13 protein-coding genes are annotated in these 14,881 nt (G+C 72.6%); 6 read left to right on the forward strand and 7 right to left on the reverse strand.

Going from position 1 to position 14,881, the window contains the following annotated elements; genetic code table 11:
* Positions 1 to 44: 44 nt before the first annotated feature.
* The gene (locus ACQEV2_RS33810; RefSeq protein ID WP_433050151.1) at positions 45 to 1,448 is read left to right on the forward strand and encodes a bifunctional transcriptional activator/DNA repair enzyme AdaA; all 1,404 of its coding nucleotides are present in this window, start codon (positions 45 to 47) and stop codon (positions 1,446 to 1,448) included.
* Positions 1,445 to 1,954, forward strand: coding sequence for a methylated-DNA--[protein]-cysteine S-methyltransferase (locus tag ACQEV2_RS33815; protein ID WP_433050154.1), 510 nt, complete (start codon positions 1,445 to 1,447; stop codon positions 1,952 to 1,954). Before ACQEV2_RS33810 ends, ACQEV2_RS33815 begins: the two co-directional genes overlap by 4 nt.
* A gap of 2 nt (positions 1,955 to 1,956) precedes the next feature.
* Here ACQEV2_RS33815 and ACQEV2_RS33820 read toward each other — a convergent pair whose 3' ends face one another.
* The 4 genes from ACQEV2_RS33820 to ACQEV2_RS33835 all read right to left on the reverse strand — a co-directional run bounded on the left by ACQEV2_RS33820 (position 1,957) and on the right by ACQEV2_RS33835 (position 6,426).
* The gene (locus ACQEV2_RS33820) at positions 1,957 to 2,328 is read right to left on the reverse strand and encodes a PPOX class F420-dependent oxidoreductase (RefSeq protein WP_433050157.1); all 372 of its coding nucleotides are present in this window, start codon (positions 2,326 to 2,328) and stop codon (positions 1,957 to 1,959) included.
* Positions 2,329 to 2,389: 61 nt separating this feature from the next.
* Positions 2,390 to 4,720, reverse strand: a complete 2,331-nt coding sequence (locus ACQEV2_RS33825; protein WP_433050160.1) for a glycosyl hydrolase family 95 catalytic domain-containing protein — start codon at positions 4,718 to 4,720, stop codon at positions 2,390 to 2,392.
* A 112-nt stretch (positions 4,721 to 4,832) separates the two neighbouring features.
* Entirely contained in the window at positions 4,833 to 5,315 is a 483-nt protein-coding gene (locus tag ACQEV2_RS33830; protein ID WP_433050162.1) for a DUF456 domain-containing protein, read from the reverse strand.
* A gap of 112 nt (positions 5,316 to 5,427) precedes the next feature.
* Positions 5,428 to 6,426, reverse strand: a complete 999-nt coding sequence (locus ACQEV2_RS33835) for a helix-turn-helix transcriptional regulator (RefSeq protein ID WP_433050165.1) — start codon at positions 6,424 to 6,426, stop codon at positions 5,428 to 5,430.
* A 769-nt stretch (positions 6,427 to 7,195) separates the two neighbouring features.
* On the opposite strand from ACQEV2_RS33835, the gene ACQEV2_RS33840 reads away from it, so the two are divergent.
* Positions 7,196 to 8,008 carry a PP2C family serine/threonine-protein phosphatase gene (locus tag ACQEV2_RS33840; protein ID WP_433054978.1) on the forward strand — a complete coding sequence of 271 codons (813 nt, stop codon included), beginning with the start codon at positions 7,196 to 7,198 and terminating at the stop codon, positions 8,006 to 8,008.
* A 22-nt stretch (positions 8,009 to 8,030) separates the two neighbouring features.
* On the opposite strand, the gene ACQEV2_RS33845 is transcribed toward ACQEV2_RS33840, so the two are convergent.
* The gene (locus tag ACQEV2_RS33845; RefSeq protein WP_433050168.1) at positions 8,031 to 9,368 is read right to left on the reverse strand and encodes a helix-turn-helix domain-containing protein; all 1,338 of its coding nucleotides are present in this window, start codon (positions 9,366 to 9,368) and stop codon (positions 8,031 to 8,033) included.
* A gap of 253 nt (positions 9,369 to 9,621) precedes the next feature.
* Here ACQEV2_RS33845 and ACQEV2_RS33850 point away from each other — a divergent pair, with 253 nt between their 5' ends.
* Positions 9,622 to 10,239 carry a hypothetical protein gene (locus tag ACQEV2_RS33850; RefSeq protein WP_433050171.1) on the forward strand — a complete coding sequence of 206 codons (618 nt, stop codon included), beginning with the start codon at positions 9,622 to 9,624 and terminating at the stop codon, positions 10,237 to 10,239.
* 632 nt (positions 10,240 to 10,871) lie between these two features.
* The gene (locus ACQEV2_RS33855; RefSeq protein WP_433054981.1) at positions 10,872 to 11,294 is read left to right on the forward strand and encodes an ATP-binding protein; all 423 of its coding nucleotides are present in this window, start codon (positions 10,872 to 10,874) and stop codon (positions 11,292 to 11,294) included.
* Between the two features lie 99 nt (positions 11,295 to 11,393).
* Here ACQEV2_RS33855 and ACQEV2_RS33860 read toward each other — a convergent pair whose 3' ends face one another.
* The gene (locus ACQEV2_RS33860; protein ID WP_433050174.1) at positions 11,394 to 12,434 is read right to left on the reverse strand and encodes a DUF2637 domain-containing protein; all 1,041 of its coding nucleotides are present in this window, start codon (positions 12,432 to 12,434) and stop codon (positions 11,394 to 11,396) included.
* A gap of 303 nt (positions 12,435 to 12,737) precedes the next feature.
* The gene (locus tag ACQEV2_RS33865; protein WP_433050176.1) at positions 12,738 to 13,589 is read right to left on the reverse strand and encodes a (2Fe-2S)-binding protein; all 852 of its coding nucleotides are present in this window, start codon (positions 13,587 to 13,589) and stop codon (positions 12,738 to 12,740) included.
* Between the two features lie 416 nt (positions 13,590 to 14,005).
* On the opposite strand from ACQEV2_RS33865, the gene ACQEV2_RS33870 reads away from it, so the two are divergent.
* Positions 14,006 to 14,770, forward strand: coding sequence for a GntR family transcriptional regulator (locus ACQEV2_RS33870; protein WP_433050179.1), 765 nt, complete (start codon positions 14,006 to 14,008; stop codon positions 14,768 to 14,770).
* The last annotated feature ends 111 nt before the right edge of the window (positions 14,771 to 14,881 follow it).

Here is a 14,881-nt window from a genome sequence, read left to right on the forward strand (position 1 = left end):
TCCGCCAGCGGCATTCTCGTACCTCGCCCACACTGGACCTTGTGATGGACGAAGACACCAGGTACGAGGCGGTGCGCAGCCGGGATGCGCGGTTCGACGGCGAGTTCTTCTTCGGCGTCGCGACGACCGGCATCTACTGCCGTCCCAGCTGCCCGGCGGTCACGCCGAAGCGGTGCAACGTGCGGTTCTTCGCTACGGCCGCCGCCGCGCAGGGCTCGGGTTTCCGGGCCTGCCGGCGGTGCCGGCCGGACGCCGTGCCGGGGTCCGCGGAGTGGAATGTGCGGGCCGATGTGGTGGGGCGGGCGATGCGGCTGATCGGCGACGGGATCGTCGACCGGGAGGGCGTCGCCGGGCTCGCCGAGCGGCTCGGCTACAGCGCCCGGCAGGTGCAGCGGCAGCTCACCGCCGAGCTCGGTGCCGGGCCGGTGGCGCTCGCCCGGGCCCAGCGGGCGCACACCGCCCGTGTGCTTCTGCAGACCACCGAGCTGCCGATCACCGAGATCGCGTTCGCCTCCGGGTTCGCCAGCGTGCGGCAGTTCAACGACACCGTCCGGGAGGTGTACGCGTCGACGCCGAGCCGGCTGAGGGCGGCCGCCGCACGCAGGGCATCCCGGCGCGGGGCCACCCCGTCCGCCGGGATCCCGCTGCGGCTCGCGTACCGGGGGCCGTACCAGGCGGGTGCCGTCTTCGACCGGCTGGAACGCGAGGCCGTGCCCGGTGTCGAGGACGTCGGCGGACCGTTTGGGCACCGGACGTACCGGCGCACCCTCCGGCTGCCGCACGGCACCGGAATCGTCGCCGTCGACGAGCGCCCCGGCCTGCCGAGGACTCCGCCCGCAACCCATCCCGGCGGCTGGCTCGACGCCCGCCTCCACCTCACCGACCCCCGTGACCTGACCACTGCCGTGCAGCGCCTGAGGCGTCTCTTCGACCTCGACGCCGACCCGTACGCCGTCGACGAGCGGCTCGGCGCCGATCCGCGGCTCGCCGCACTCGTGGCCGCCAGACCCGGTCTGCGGTCGCCCGGCGCCGCGGACGCGGAGGAGGCGGCGGTGCGGGCGCTCGTCGGGTCGGCGGAAGCCGAGCAGTTGGTGCGGCGGTACGGCAAGGCGCTCGACGCGCCCTGTGGCGGCCTCACCCATCTGTTCCCCGAAGCGGCCGTCCTCGCCGAGGCCGAGCCCGAGTCCGGTGGTCCTCTGGGCGCGCTCGCCGCCGCCCTCGCCGACGGTGCCGTACGGCTGGACCCGGGCGCCGACCGGGACGAGGCACGGCGTGCACTGCTCGGTCTGCCCGGTCTGGACGCCCGTACCGTCTCCGTCATCCGCAGCCGTGCCCTCGGCGATCCGGACGTCGCGCCGCCCGGCGTGGACGTCCCCGACAGCTGGCGCCCCTGGCGCTCCTACGCTTGGCAACACCTGCTCGCAGCAGGGGAGTTGGAGCAAGCATGACCACCCCGGCCTCGACTCACTGGACCGAGCTCGACAGCCCGCTCGGCCGTCTCCTTCTCACAGCCGATCCCTCGACCGGCGTCCTGACCTCCCTTTCCGTGCCCGGCCAGAAGGGCGGCCGTACCGTCCAGGACGGCTGGCGGCGCGATCCCGCGCTCTTCCGCCCGGCCGAGGAACAGCTCGCCGCCTACTTCGCCGGTGAACTCAAGGAGTTCCGGCTGGAGTTGCGCAGCGACGGCAGTGAGTTCCGGGAGCGCGTCTGGGCTGCCCTCGACACCGTTCCGTACGGGGCGACCACCACGTACGGCGAGATCGCCGCCCGGATCGGAGCCCCGCGTGCCGCCGTACGGGCCGTCGGCGGGGCGATCGGTGCCAACCCGCTGCTGATCCTCCGGCCGTGCCACCGAGTGATCGGCGCCGACGGGACACTGACCGGGTACGCGGGCGGCCTGGACCGCAAGGTGCGGCTGCTCACACTGGAGGGCGCCATCCAGGCCCCCGTCTGAGATCAGTCCTCCTCCAGCCCCCAGCTGCGGACCCACCGCGGACGGATGCGGATGACCTCCTCGCTGAAGTACGGGCCCAACTCGTGCGGGCCCGTGAGGAGTTCCGCGTCCCCGCGGATCTCGATCCCGCGCACCCGCCACGGCCGTACGCTGACGAGGTCGTCGACGACGAGCGCGACCTTCGGGTTCTTCTGCAGGTTTCGCCACTTCTTGGTGGTGCCCATCGCGTTGCCACCGATCAGGACCGTCCCGTCGTCCTGGGGGAAGAAGCCGACGGGGTTCGCCTGTGGCTGCCCCGCCGGGTCCACGGTGGCCAGCCGTCCCAGCCGCTGCGATCTCAGGTACGCGCGTTCCGCCTCGCTGAATTCGGTCATGCGGCCAGCGAAACACGCCCGTACCCGCGGCGCATCGGCTCCTTGGCCTAGGGCTCTGGGCCTACTCCGCCGGGAGCCCCCACCGTGATGCCTCCTCGTTCGGCCGCACCGGTGCGATCGTCAAATCCGGGCGGTCACCCCGTGCCGTGATCAGGGCCGACTCGCCCTTCGGCAGGGCGATGCGGATCGCCCCCTCGCCGGCGTCGGAGTACCGCAGCGGCCGTCCCCGGCCGTCCCGCACCTCCACCGGCCCCGTGATGCCGTGCTGTACGACGCAGGGCGCGCCGGCCTCGCCGACCAGCCGCACCCAGCGGGTGACCCCGCCCGCGCGGACCGCGGAGAGCAGGAACGCGCCCTGCGTGCGGAAGTCGTGCACCGTCAGGTCCGCCCAGGCGTCCGGGAGGGCAGGGAAGACGCGGATCACCCCGCCCCAGGACTGGCAGACCATGTCGTGCAGGGACTGGGCCGCCGACAGAGGGGTCTCGATGACCGGGCCCGACTCCTTGTACATCGTGTTGGGCTGGACGAAGCGGGACATCAGTTCGCCCAGGTACTTCAGCGCGTCCTCGCCCTTGCCGAGCAGCGCGGACATCGACGCCGCGCCGGTGAAGGTGTAGCCCTGGAGGGCGCCCTCGAAGCCCACCCAGTGGGCCAACGACCGTTCGATCAGATCGCGTTCGTGGGACGTGCGGCCGGTCAGCTCGTACAGCGGGTACACCGCGAGCAGGTGCGAGTAGTGGCGGTGGGACTTGGCGAACGGGATGTCCGCACCGATCATGAAGCCGTTCGCGTCGGTCGGATACGGCACGCGCCGGGCCAGGACCTCGCGCCAGCGCGGCGCCGACTCGTCGTCGATGCCGAGGAGTTCGGCCGATTCGAGGAGTGTGCGGCAGCCCCAGGTCAGCAGCATCAGGTCGTAGTTGCAATCCCGTGAGTTGCCGCCGTACTCCGGGGAGAACGTGGCGGGCAGGTGCAGTCTGCCGTCGGGGCCCGGCTCCAGGAAGTGCAGGTAGTAGTTGATCGCCTTGCGCAGCAAGGGGAACAGGACGTCCCTGAGGATCGACTCGTCCATGGTGTGGCGGTAGCTGAGCCAGACGTTGTGCAGGGCCCAGGTGAGGTTGCCGACCTCGGGGGTCGGCGGGTCCTGGCCGGGAATGCCGACGCCGTAGCCGGTGAGGGTGCCGGCCGCGCCGTTGACCAGGTGCGGGTCCGTGGTGCGGGGGATGCCGAGGGAGTCGGCGCGGTACGGGGGTGCCGTCTCCTTGGCCAGGTTGTCGCGGAACTCGCTGAGCGACCGGGTGATCGCGTCGAGTTCGAGGTGGTTGGAGCCGTGGATCAGCCAGTACTCCAGCTGGGCGTTGAGGTTCCACCAGGTGTTGGGCCAGGGCGTGGACTCCAGCCAGGGGCCGCACGTCGCCATGACGGGGGCGTCGCGGCGGGCGGCGGAGGCGGTCTTGTAGAGCTGGATCCAGTAGAAGCGCTGCAGGCGGGCGTCGGGGAGGGAGAGGAAGCTCTTGCGGTAGTAGGCGTGCCACCAGGCCCGGTGCGTCACCGCCAGCGCGGAGTACGGGAGCGGGCTCGCGCGGCGTACGGCCTTCAGCGCCCGGTCCAACGCCGTCGTCCCGGGGTACGAGTGCGCGACATGGACGTACAGCGTCCGGGCCCCGCCTGCGCGTCGCTCCCGCCACGCCGTCACGTGCTGCCCGCCCGCCAGGAGGGGCTGTACGGCGGCCAGGACGCCGTCGTGCTCGGTGACCTCGGGGGGCGGGTTGCCGCGGTAGCCGTCGGGCAGTGGTCTGAAGGCCGCCCGGGGGCTGATCGCGTCCGCCGGATGGAAAACCCACCGGAAGCCGCGCTCGCCCTCGCTGGGAGTGACCTCGACGGCGAGGACGGAACGGTCGTTGTGCACGAGGGCGCGCAGCGCGAGCGTGCCCCTGTCCGTGGTGAGGGTGCCCGTCAGCTCGGCGTCCCGCAGGCCGAGCCGCCAGTCCAGGCCGGTGATCGTGCCCACCGGCTCCAGCGTGAAGTGGCCGATCGGGAGCCGGGCCAGCCCGAAGAGCGAGCCGAACTCGGGGCGGTGGTCCTGGACCTCGGAGTGCTGGACGTTGAAGCGCACGGCCCTCGTCTCGGCGCCCGGCTCGGCGTAGATGCCGGAACCGAGGAAGCCGTTGCCGAGGAAGGGGCCCTCGTACCAGGTCGCCGGCATCCGCTGCCAAACGAGGTCGGCGTCGGCGAGGACCGTGCGCCAGGGGTCCGGAGGGGGTTCGTGGGCGGTGCCCGCGGTGCTCTCGGGGTCGGCCGCGCTCGCCTGGGCGGGCAGCCCGCCGGTGAGGAGGGTCCCGCCCAGGGCGGAGCCGGAGGCGAGGACGGTGCGTCTGGACGGGCTGGGCATGGCGCCTCCCGGCGGCTTGTGCAGCGGCGTACGCGATTCATCGGAGCTATCCCGGCATGCAACGTAGAGAAGGGGTGCGTGGTCGTCAATATGACGGGAGAGGCCCGATGTATCAGCCCCAGAGCACGGCCCCGACCCACGCCCCTGCGATCAGCTGGCATGTGAACAGCTCCGCCAGCACACTCGACCCGCCCGACCGCATCGCTGTCCGCAGCGCCGCCATCGCCTCGCCGTGGCGGCCGAGACGGAACCGTTCCTCGAGGTAGATGCCGGCCATGAAGCCGGGGATCGAGCCGATCACGGGGAACAGCAGGAAACCCAGGAACGACCCCGCTCCCGCGTACACCGCCATGTGACGGTCGGCCCAGCCCGGACGCAGCCGGCGCGGCGGCAGCGCCCAGCGCACCACCTGGGAGAGGAACAGGGCCACGGTGGCCCCCACGAGCACCCACCACGCGACCGGCTGGGGATCCTGCAGCGCCCACCACATGACCGCGGCCCACACCAGCCACGACCCCGGCACCCCCGGCACCAGCACGCCGCACAGGCCGAGCAGGAGGACCAGGCCGACCAGCACGAGGTCCCACAGTCCCATCTGACCAGAGTGCCGGAGCTCGCGAGAACGCGCAGATCAGCCGTATCGCCGCAGGTCCGGTGTCACCCCTGCCGCCGCAGGTCCGGCGTCACCCTCGCCGCTTCAGTCCCCGTCACCCCTGCCGCTCCCGCGCCACCCACCCCCGCTCGTACGCGTGCCACCCCAGCTGCAGCCGCGTCGTCACCCCGGTCAGCTCCATCAGCCGCTTCACCCGGCGCTGCACCGTCCTGAGGCCCAGGTCCAGCTGCTTGGCCACGCTCGCGTCGGTCAGGCCGGCCAGCAGCAGGGACAGCACCTCCAGGTCGGTGTCGTCGGGCCCGTCCGGCTGCTGCTCGGTGACGCGGGACGCGCCGAGGTGTACCGGCAGCGCCTCCCGCCACACCGACTCGAACAGCGCGGAGAGCAGCTCCAGGAGCCCGCTCGCGCGGACGACCAGGGCGGCCGGCTCCGAGGCGAGCGAGGCGTGCGAGGCGAGCGGCACCAGGGCGAGCGTCCGGTCGGCGATCACCAGCTCGGTCGGGACCTGGTCCACGACGCGCACCTGCTCCTCGCGGCCGAGGACGGCCGACAGCTCTGTGACGCCGTGCGGCCGGTCGAGGACCGAGCGCTCCAGCACCGACCGGTAGCGGACGCCGCGATCGGCGGCCTGCTCCTCCGGGTCGTCCTCCACGCCGGTGACGGCGGCCGGGGTGCCGGTGACCAGCGCCCACACCTCCTCCCGCGCCCCCAACTGGAGCTGCAGGAAGCGCTGCGACACCGCGGCCGCCCCGGTCACCACCTCGACCAGATCGTGCACCGCGGGCTCGGCGGCCGCCGCCCGGTACTCCTCGGCGAGCATCGCGGCCGCCAGCTCCGCCTTCTCCAGCTCGTGCCGCCGCTGGGTGAGCAGCGCGCCCAGCGCCACCCCGGGCGGCGCGGCGATCCAGCGGCCGGGCCGCGCCGAGGACTGCGCCGCGAGCCCGTGCCGCTCCAGCCGGCGCAGGGCGCGTTCGGTGTCGTACTCGCCGAGCGTCAGCCGTCGCGCGAGATCCGGTACGTCGGCGGCGCCCACGGAGACCAGGGCCCGGTACGCCGACTCGTGCGTCTCGTCGAGACCGATCGCTCCCAGCATCGGGCCGCGCCCCTCCCCAGTCGAACACCGCTGTCCGGTCCGTGCCGGAAGAACAGCCAGGGCGTAAAACCGCCTCAACACATCATCGCCGCACCACCTGTCACTCTGCCAAGGTGTCGCCGGGGGCAGCACCGGAAGAAGGCGACATGGTGCGTGCGGTGTTTCGCAAGGCTGTTCAACACCTCACTCGACACGCCGTTTTCAACGCCGCGTACCGGGGCGGATTTTCCGGATGCCCCGTTTTCATCCTGCCCGTGCGGTGGACAATTGAGGGCATGAGCCAGCAGGGGGGAAGGCCCACGGGTCACGAGGACGACTGGTGGGGGCAACTGTACGGCGACTCCGCCGAGGACACGGGCCCGACAACGGCACCGGACTCACTGGACGACCGGTTCGCCTCGGCGGCGGGGGCGGTGAATCAGGGGACGGGCACCGCGGTCCCGGCACAGCGGGCGAGCACGGATGCCATGGAGGGCGGGTCGACCTTCCCACCGGGCTTGCCGAAGCCGCCCGGATTCACGGTGGAGGAGCCCCAGGACCCCCGGGAGCTCCCGGCGCCCACGAGTGACGACGAGCCCCGCCCCGCGACCCGGGTCGACCTCCCCGCCCTCCCCCCGACCCCCTCGACTACGTCGGCAACGGCCCTCCCACCTACGCCCCCGAACCCACCGCCCTCCCACCCGCGGACCCCGACGACCTCGACGACCTGGTCGCCGACACCGTCCTGGACGGCGCGCACTACGGCGCATGCACCCTGCGAGCCGTCTCCCTGCGCGGAGACTCCGCCCGCTACCGGGGCGAGCCCCGCCGCGACTCCCTCCTCACCGCCCGCTTCGGCACCGGCGAACTCGCCCTGGTCCTCGTGGCGATGGCGACCGGCGCCCGAGCCACCCCGAACGCGCACCGCGCCGCCGCCGAGGCCTGCCACTGGATCGGCCGGGCCGTCGGCCGCAGTCACCCGAGGCTCGCGGAGGACATCAGGGCCGCACGGCGCGGCGACCTGAAGTCCGGCCTGCACCGCCTCACCGACCGCAGCCTCGGCAAACTCCGCGCCAGCGCGGCAGAACAGGGCATCGAACCGGAGGAGTACGGGGCGACGCTGCGCTGCCTCCTGCTCCCGGCCGACCCCGAGTGCCGTACGCGTGTCTTCTTCGGCGTCGGCGCAGGCGGACTGTTCCGTCTGCGGGACGGCGCATGGCAGGACATCGAGCCCCGCGCCACCGACGCCACCGGCGCACCCGTCGTCGGCTTCGGCTCGCCCCCCGCCGAGACCCCGGAGGGCGACCGCCTCACCATGGACCTCGGCATCACCACACCCCCGAGCCCCTACGACCCCGCCCCGGAACCGCCCCGCGAACCGTTCCGCTTCCGCGCCTCGGTGGCCCGCCCGGGCGACACCCTCCTGATGTGCACAGGCGGCCTCGCCGACCCGCTGCGCGGCGAACCCGAACTCGCCTCCTACCTGACCGGACGGTGGTCCGCCCCCGAGCCGCCCGGCCTCGCAGCGTTCCTCGCCGACACCCAGGTCCGGGTCAAGGGGTACGCCGACGACCGTACGGCCGCCGCCGTGTGGGAGGCGTAGCCCCGCACCCGGGTCGTACGGCTCAGGAGTACGGCACCCACTTGCGCGCCGAGGTGTCGTACGCGTAGCTCGGCAGCCCCTCGATGCTCGTCGTGCGGAACGGGCGGCCGTGGTCGTCGATGCGGACCGTGCCGGTGCGGCCCCGGGAGGACCAGTCGAGTTCGAGGTACCAGCTGCAGTCGCAGGTCTTCGTCTGCGCGTCGACCAGCAGCACCTCCGGGTCCTCGGCGGATACGCGGTACGGCAGCCGCATCGCCGGGATGGGGGTGCCCGTGTCGTTGCCGTCGACCGGGCGGGCGATGGGCCGGTCCTTGTCCAGGTCGACGTCGAAGTAGCGGGGCGTCAGCGCTCCGCCGCAGCCGTTGTCCATGGCGTACGAGTTGCCCTCGACGGGCGCCGAGCGGCCGACGACGCGCACCCGGAGCGCCTCCAGGACGACGGCGGTGGACGTCCGCCCCTGCACCGAGATCTCCACCATCGTCTGCCGCCCGTGCACCGCGCTCTGCGAGGCCGCCCAGGTCCCGGCGTCCTGCGGTGGCGGAGGCGGAGGGACCTGCTGCGGGGACTTGGAGACGACGTAGTCGTGTCCGCAGCCGCCCTGCCAGACATGGGAGTTGGCGCTCCAGGTGAGGGGAACGCCGGTCGAGGGCTGCTTCTGTCCTGCCTCCTTCGACGGGCTGCCGGCGGTGGCCGTGGGCTTCGGCGAGGACTTCTTAGCGTCCGAGGTGCCGGGTGAGGGCGACGGCGTGGTGCTGGAGGAGGGCTTCGGCGACGCGGTCGAGGCCGGGCCGGGAGTGCCCGCCGTCGTCGTACGGGTCGGATCGGCGCCCTGCACGGAGTCGCTCGCCCGGGGACGGTCGTCGTCCGGCAGCGCGGAGAGGCTGCCCAGCGTGGCGAGGAGCGCCGTGGCCACGGCCGCGGTGACCAGGAGACGCCGACGGCGGTACCAGGGGCGGCGGGCGGGGTCGGCCGGTGCCGGTTGTCCGGGTAAGGGGAGCTGTGCTTCCCGCTCGTCGGGCCCTGACTGTTCGGCCGTCTCCGAGGGGGAGCCGTCCTTCGATGATGCGGCACCGTCCGTCGCGGGCGCGCTCGCCGTCCGCGCCCGCTGCCGCGCCGCCACCGCCAGGATCCACAGCCGGTGCAGCTCCAGCCGCTCCTCCGGCGTCGCCCGGCACAGCGCGGCGAAGCGTTCCACGGGCGCGAAGTCGACGGGGACCGCGTCACCGGCGCAGTAGCGGTGCAGCGTGGAGGTGTTCATGTTCAGGCGGCGGGCCAGCTGACCGTAGCTGCGGTCGGTGCGCTCCTTCAGCCGTGTGAGCAGCGCCGCGAACTCCTGGACGTCGTCCTGCACTTCAGACACCGTTCCCCCGCGTCCTCCCCGTCCCGGGACGGCATCCCAGGCACTCCATATACCTGCACGTCAGAAGGGCTGGGATGGTTCCACCGTCGCGGATCGGGCGCCGGAGGTTGCGTCCGCCGACTGTGACGGCTGATGCTTCTGGTGTCGCACCGGCCGGGCCGACAGTGCCCAGGGGGGCCGGACGGACCATCCGGCGTCGGTGACGACCCACTTCCGATCGTTCACGCACTCATCTCATTCACGGGGGACACCCATGCCCAAGCGCACCCGAGCCGGCGCGCTCGCCGCACTCGTCGTCGCGGCCCTCGCCACAGGCGCCGCACTCACCGCCGCACCGGCCGGCGCCGCGACGAAGGCGCCCGCGCCGAAGTTCCTTTCGGCGTCCGAACTCCCGCCGCACCCTTCCTCCGCCTGGACCGCCGGGAAGGTCACCGACGGCGTCCCGGAGGAGATGCAGGGCTGCCTGGGCGAGGCGCTGCTCGGCTACGACTCCCGCTACCGCACCTTCCGCACCGACCTCGAGACCGGCGCCGAGCAGCTCAACGTCGTCGTCGGCGACAAGGCCAAGGCCAAGGCCCTCGCCACCCGCCTCAACAAGGAGATCCGGTCCTGCGCCCTGCGCAGCGACGCCGACCCGGAGATCGAGGCCGAGTACCGCAGCTACGGCAGCCTGCCGGTCGAGGAGGGCGCCCGCGTCCACGGCGTGCACACCCGTGCCTCCTGGGGCGCCATGGACATCCACCTGCTGTCGGTCGGCCGGGACGGCGGCACCGTCACCGTCGTGCAATGGGGGCAGATGGGCGACTTCACGGACGCGCCGGTGAAGGCCTTCAAGAAGACGACCACCACCGCGGTGAACAAGCTCTACTGACCGACGCACCACCGGCCCACCACCCAGTGGGGCCGCCCTCCCGGACGGGGGTCGGGCGGGCGGCCCCGCACCCACGGCACGGCCGAATTCCGGCCAGTTTCACCGACCGCGCGCATCGGCTCGGACGGCGCCTCGATGTCGATCCCCACCTGCCCCACCTCTGCATCGAGTACGGCGGCGTCGGCAGCCCGTAATCGACGGACGGACCGATCCTCCACCGTCAGGACGCCCCTGGGGCCGTCGGTTGGAAGCCGTGCGGGACTGCCCTGGTCGGCCGCCCCTTCCCGGGGCAGACGCACCGCCCCGCCTCCCCTCGCCGGAAACCTGCCCCCCGCCCGGAAGCAGGACCCTTGGCCGGTGGCCGACGGGCTCCGGTCGTCGCGTTCGGCGGCTTCCGGGCGGCCGGCAGGTGACGTTCCCGGTTTCATCCACTCGGCGCTGCCTGCCCCAACCCTGGCCGAACACCTGGTCGTTGACGATTCGACATGACTGTCGGGGGTCCGACTGGGAATGGTTCCCGTGAACGTGTTCGAGCCAGGAGGGGAACCGACATCGGCACGCGGGCGGGGGTCATGAAGAGGCAGGCACGGGGAGGCGGTCCCATCGCATACGGGGCCTCCTCGGTGGAGGCAGTGGAGGACAGGGCCGCGAGCGCCGAGGACCACACGCAGACACCCCAACTGAGGCGCAGACTGGGGCGGGCGGACCTGCGGGCCGTACCAGAGGCCCGCAAGGCCCTGCGCGAACTGTTACGGCACTGGGGGAGGCCCGGACGATCGGACATAGCCGAACTGCTCACCAGCGAACTCGTCACCAACGCGATCGTCCACACCGACCGTGAAGCGGTCCTGACGGCCACCGTCGGACCACGCGGACTCCGGGTGGAGGTGCGGGACTTCGTGGCCCGCCGGCCCAGACTGCGCGTACCGAACGCCGACGACGGTACGAACGGCAGAGGCCTGGTCCTGGTGCAGTCCCTAGCGGACGACTGGGGGGTGCGGGCGCACGGGGTGGGGAAGGCGGTGTGGTTCGAACTCGACGCGGGTGCCGCCTGACGACGGGCGCGGACGCCGTACGGCCGATGGCGTACGGCAAGGGGAAGGGGCGCGACCCGGGTCCCGGATCGCGCCCCTTCCCGTCGATGAGAGGCGTTCTCAGCCGAACTGCTGCTCAAGGTCCTTGAGCTTGCGCTCCAGGGAGTCGAGTCGCGGCAGCGCCATGGTGTCGTCCTCCGCGGTGAGGTCGACGGTCACCGGGTCAGAACCGGTGCGTACGGGCTGCAGTGAGGGACGCGAGCGCACGGGCAGCTGTTCCGGCGTGGATATGGCAGGCTCCGCGGTGACCCGGTCGGCCCGCTCCAGGGCCGCCTGCGGCTCGGCGTGCCGTCCACCGCCACGGCCGACGAAGCCGCGGTGGCCCCGGCTGATGGCCTTCAGCTGGGCGCGCTCCATGCGCTGCTGCTCGCGGCGGCGCAGGCGGGTCTCCTCCTTCTGCCGCTTGTCCTCGCGGACCTCGTCGACCGCCTCGTCCAGGCTGCGCACACCCTCCAGGAGCATCAGCGACCAGGCCTTGTAGGTCTCGCGGGGCGCCCGCAGCCAGCGGACGATCCGGATCTGCGGGAGGGGCCTCGGCACCAGACCCTGCTCGCGCAGGGCGGCCCGGCGGGTCTGCTTCAGCGCCCGGTCGAACAGCACCGCCGCGGACAGGGACATGCCGGCGAAGAAGTGCGGGGCGCCGTCGTGGCCGATGCCCCTGGGTGCGTGCACCCAGTTGAACCAGGCCGCGGCGAACGCGAACGTCCACACGAGTATCCGGGAGCCGAGTGCCGCGTCACCGTGGCTGGCCTCCCGCACGGCGAGGACGGAGCAGAACATCGCCGCGCCGTCGAGGCCGAACGGCACTAGGTACTGCCAGCCGTTGGAGAGGCCGAGGTTCTGCTCACCGAAGCCGACCAGACCGTGGAAGGAGAGTGCCGCGGCCACCGCCGCACAGCAGAACAGCAGGACATAGGAGACGGTGCCGTAGATGGCCTCCTTGCGCCTGCGGCGCTCCTCGCTGCGCTCCCACGAGTCGTCCGCGCTCGTGTCCTTCCCCGAGGCCTTCCCGCGCCGCAGCACCGCTATCGCCGCCAGCAGGCCCAGGAGCAGGACGGCGCCCGGAAGCAGCCAGTTCAGCGATATGTCGGTCAATCTCATCTGGGGTCCCTTGCATTGGGATAGGGCGTAACGCCCGCCATAGTGGCCCAATCCCACCGGCCCTCAGGGGGTTTCGGGGCAAGAGGCCGCCAAGGAAGTGCAAGGGGATGCCCAGGGCGGCGTTCTGCTCGAACTGCCGCTTGAGGGGCGGGAGTTGAGTTCGAACAAGACTACCCGTACGGGTGGTTCCACGGAAAGTTCCTGTGCTGAGTGAGGAATTTGTGAAACGCCTGTAACCGTCACGGGGGCCTTGCTCGCGGGGGATCTTACGGCACCTCTTCCCAGGGCGGGCCTGAGGGGGTGTCAACTCGCGGTGGCGAGAAGCTTGGTGACCCGGTCCGCGTCGCAGGTGCGGGGGCAGGTGGCGCAGGTGTCCTCGGGGCGCAGGGTGTAGAACATGCAGCAGCTCGCCCGGTCCCGGGTGGGCAGGGACTCGCCGTTCGGGCCGGTCAGCTCGCGGAAGGCGGCCGACCCGACGTACGGCTTCGTCGCGCCCGGCAGCAACAGCTCCAGCTCGCGCCGGGCCCGGTCCTGCTCGCCGTCGCCGAACAGGTGGGCGACGTACCACAGGCCCTCCACGACCTCGTCGGTCGCCATGCCCCACAGGGCGCGTCCGCGTCGCCGCATACGGGGTCCGAAGCCGGTGAGGACGGGTTCGAGGTGCTCGGCGACGGCGGCCCGTACCTCCGCGCGCAGCGCCTCCTCGTCGGGTACGACCCTGGCGCCGGGCAGTGTCGCTGCGGGGTCGCCGGGGAGGCAGGCGAACGACTTGGGGCGGGCGGCGAGGCGGCCTATGGAGAGGCCGGGGGCCGTGCGGTCGTACGAGACATGCGTCACGGAGAAGCGGGGGACGCGGCGCAGGAGGAACCAGGGCACCGTGATCAGGAGGCAGGCGGGCCAGGCGTAGCGGTGCAGGCCGAAGCTCGCGACGACGTCCGGGCGGGCGGGCTGACCGTAGTCGCGCAGTATCTGTGCGTCGTCCCAGGCCAGGAAGGCGTCCAGGCCGGTGCCGCCCGCTGCGAGCGCCGTGGCGGGGATCCATCCGTCGTGCCGGGGGAGTGGCTCGTCGGTGGCCGGCTGGGTGATGTCGAGCCCCGGGAAGGCCTCGGTGAGACGGGTGTACGCGTCCGCGAGGGCTGAGGGGGGCACGGGCATACTGGACCGCCGATCCGCGAGGCATTAAAGGTAAGGCTTACCTTACCCGTGATCTTTGTGGTTTGAACTGTCGCGTTCTGCGCCTAAGGTGCTTGACGGGTGAGTAACAACCCGCCGTAATGACCCCAAGTACCGACACGTCCGGAGGAGGACCCGTGAAGCAGGGCGCGCAGAGCTCCGCGGGGACGGGGATTCCGCAGGTTTCTGGGGGCTCGGAGGTCTCGGAGGTGTCGGGGGTCTCAGGAGCCTCGCGGGTGAATGGTTCGGGCGTGTCGGGGGGCTCGGGCGCCTCGGCTGTCTTGGGGGCCTCGGGGGCCTCGGGGGTATTGGCGGGCTCGGGGTCGTCGAGTGCCCAGGGTGACCGTTGGGGTGTCCCGGAGGCTCGGTCGGGCGTCCCGGAGGGCGCCCGGTCGGACGTGCCGCGGGTGCCGTCGCAGGGCGGGGCTGCGGGCGGGGACCGGGGCCGGGTCCCGGGGACCTCGGGGGCGCCGACGGCTCGTGGTGAGCACACGCACAGTGAGCTGCCGATCCCGCGGCCGCGGCCGGTCGTCCAGCGGGCCTCGGTGCGGGGACAGATCCTCGATGCCCTGCGTACCGCGCTCGTCACCGGCGAGCTGACTCCCGGGGCGGTCTACTCGGCTCCCGCACTCGGCGAACGCTTCGGTGTCTCCGCGACGCCGGTCCGTGAGGCCATGCAGCAGCTCGCGTTGGAGGGGGCCGTGGAGGTCGTCCCCAACCGGGGGTTCCGGGTGGTCGAGCGCGGGGCCCGGGAGCTGGCCGAGCTGGCCGAGGTCCGTGCGCTGATCGAGGTGCCGGTGATGCTGCGGCTCGCCCGTACGGTCCCTGCCGAACGCTGGGCGGAACTGCGGCCGTTGGCCGAGGCGACGGTCCGCGCGGCGTCGACCGGTTGCCGGGCGACCTATGCGGAGTCGGACCGTACCTTCCATCGTGCTGTGCTCTCGCTCTGCGGCAACGACCAACTCGTCCAGGTCGCCGACGACCTCCACCGCCGCGCCCAGTGGCCGTTGGTGAGCGCCACCCGCCCCTCTGTCCGCGGCCACGCCGACCTCATCGCCGACGCCGCGGAGCACACGGCTCTGCTGGATGCGCTGATCGCCGGGGAGTTGGAGGTTGTGCGGTCGCTGGTGGGGGAGCACTTTGCGGGTGCCTCCGGCGGTTGAGCCGGGGATGCCTGCGGCGGCCTGTGGGGTTCGGTGGGGGTGCGCGTAGCGCCTTCCGTCTCGTTGTGGGTCGGGCCCGTGCCGGGGGGTGTCCGTCCTCGGACCGGCGGC

It is taken from the genome of Streptomyces sp. CA-251387 (assembly GCF_050936625.1).
Taxonomy (GTDB): Bacteria; Actinomycetota; Actinomycetes; order Streptomycetales; family Streptomycetaceae; genus Streptomyces.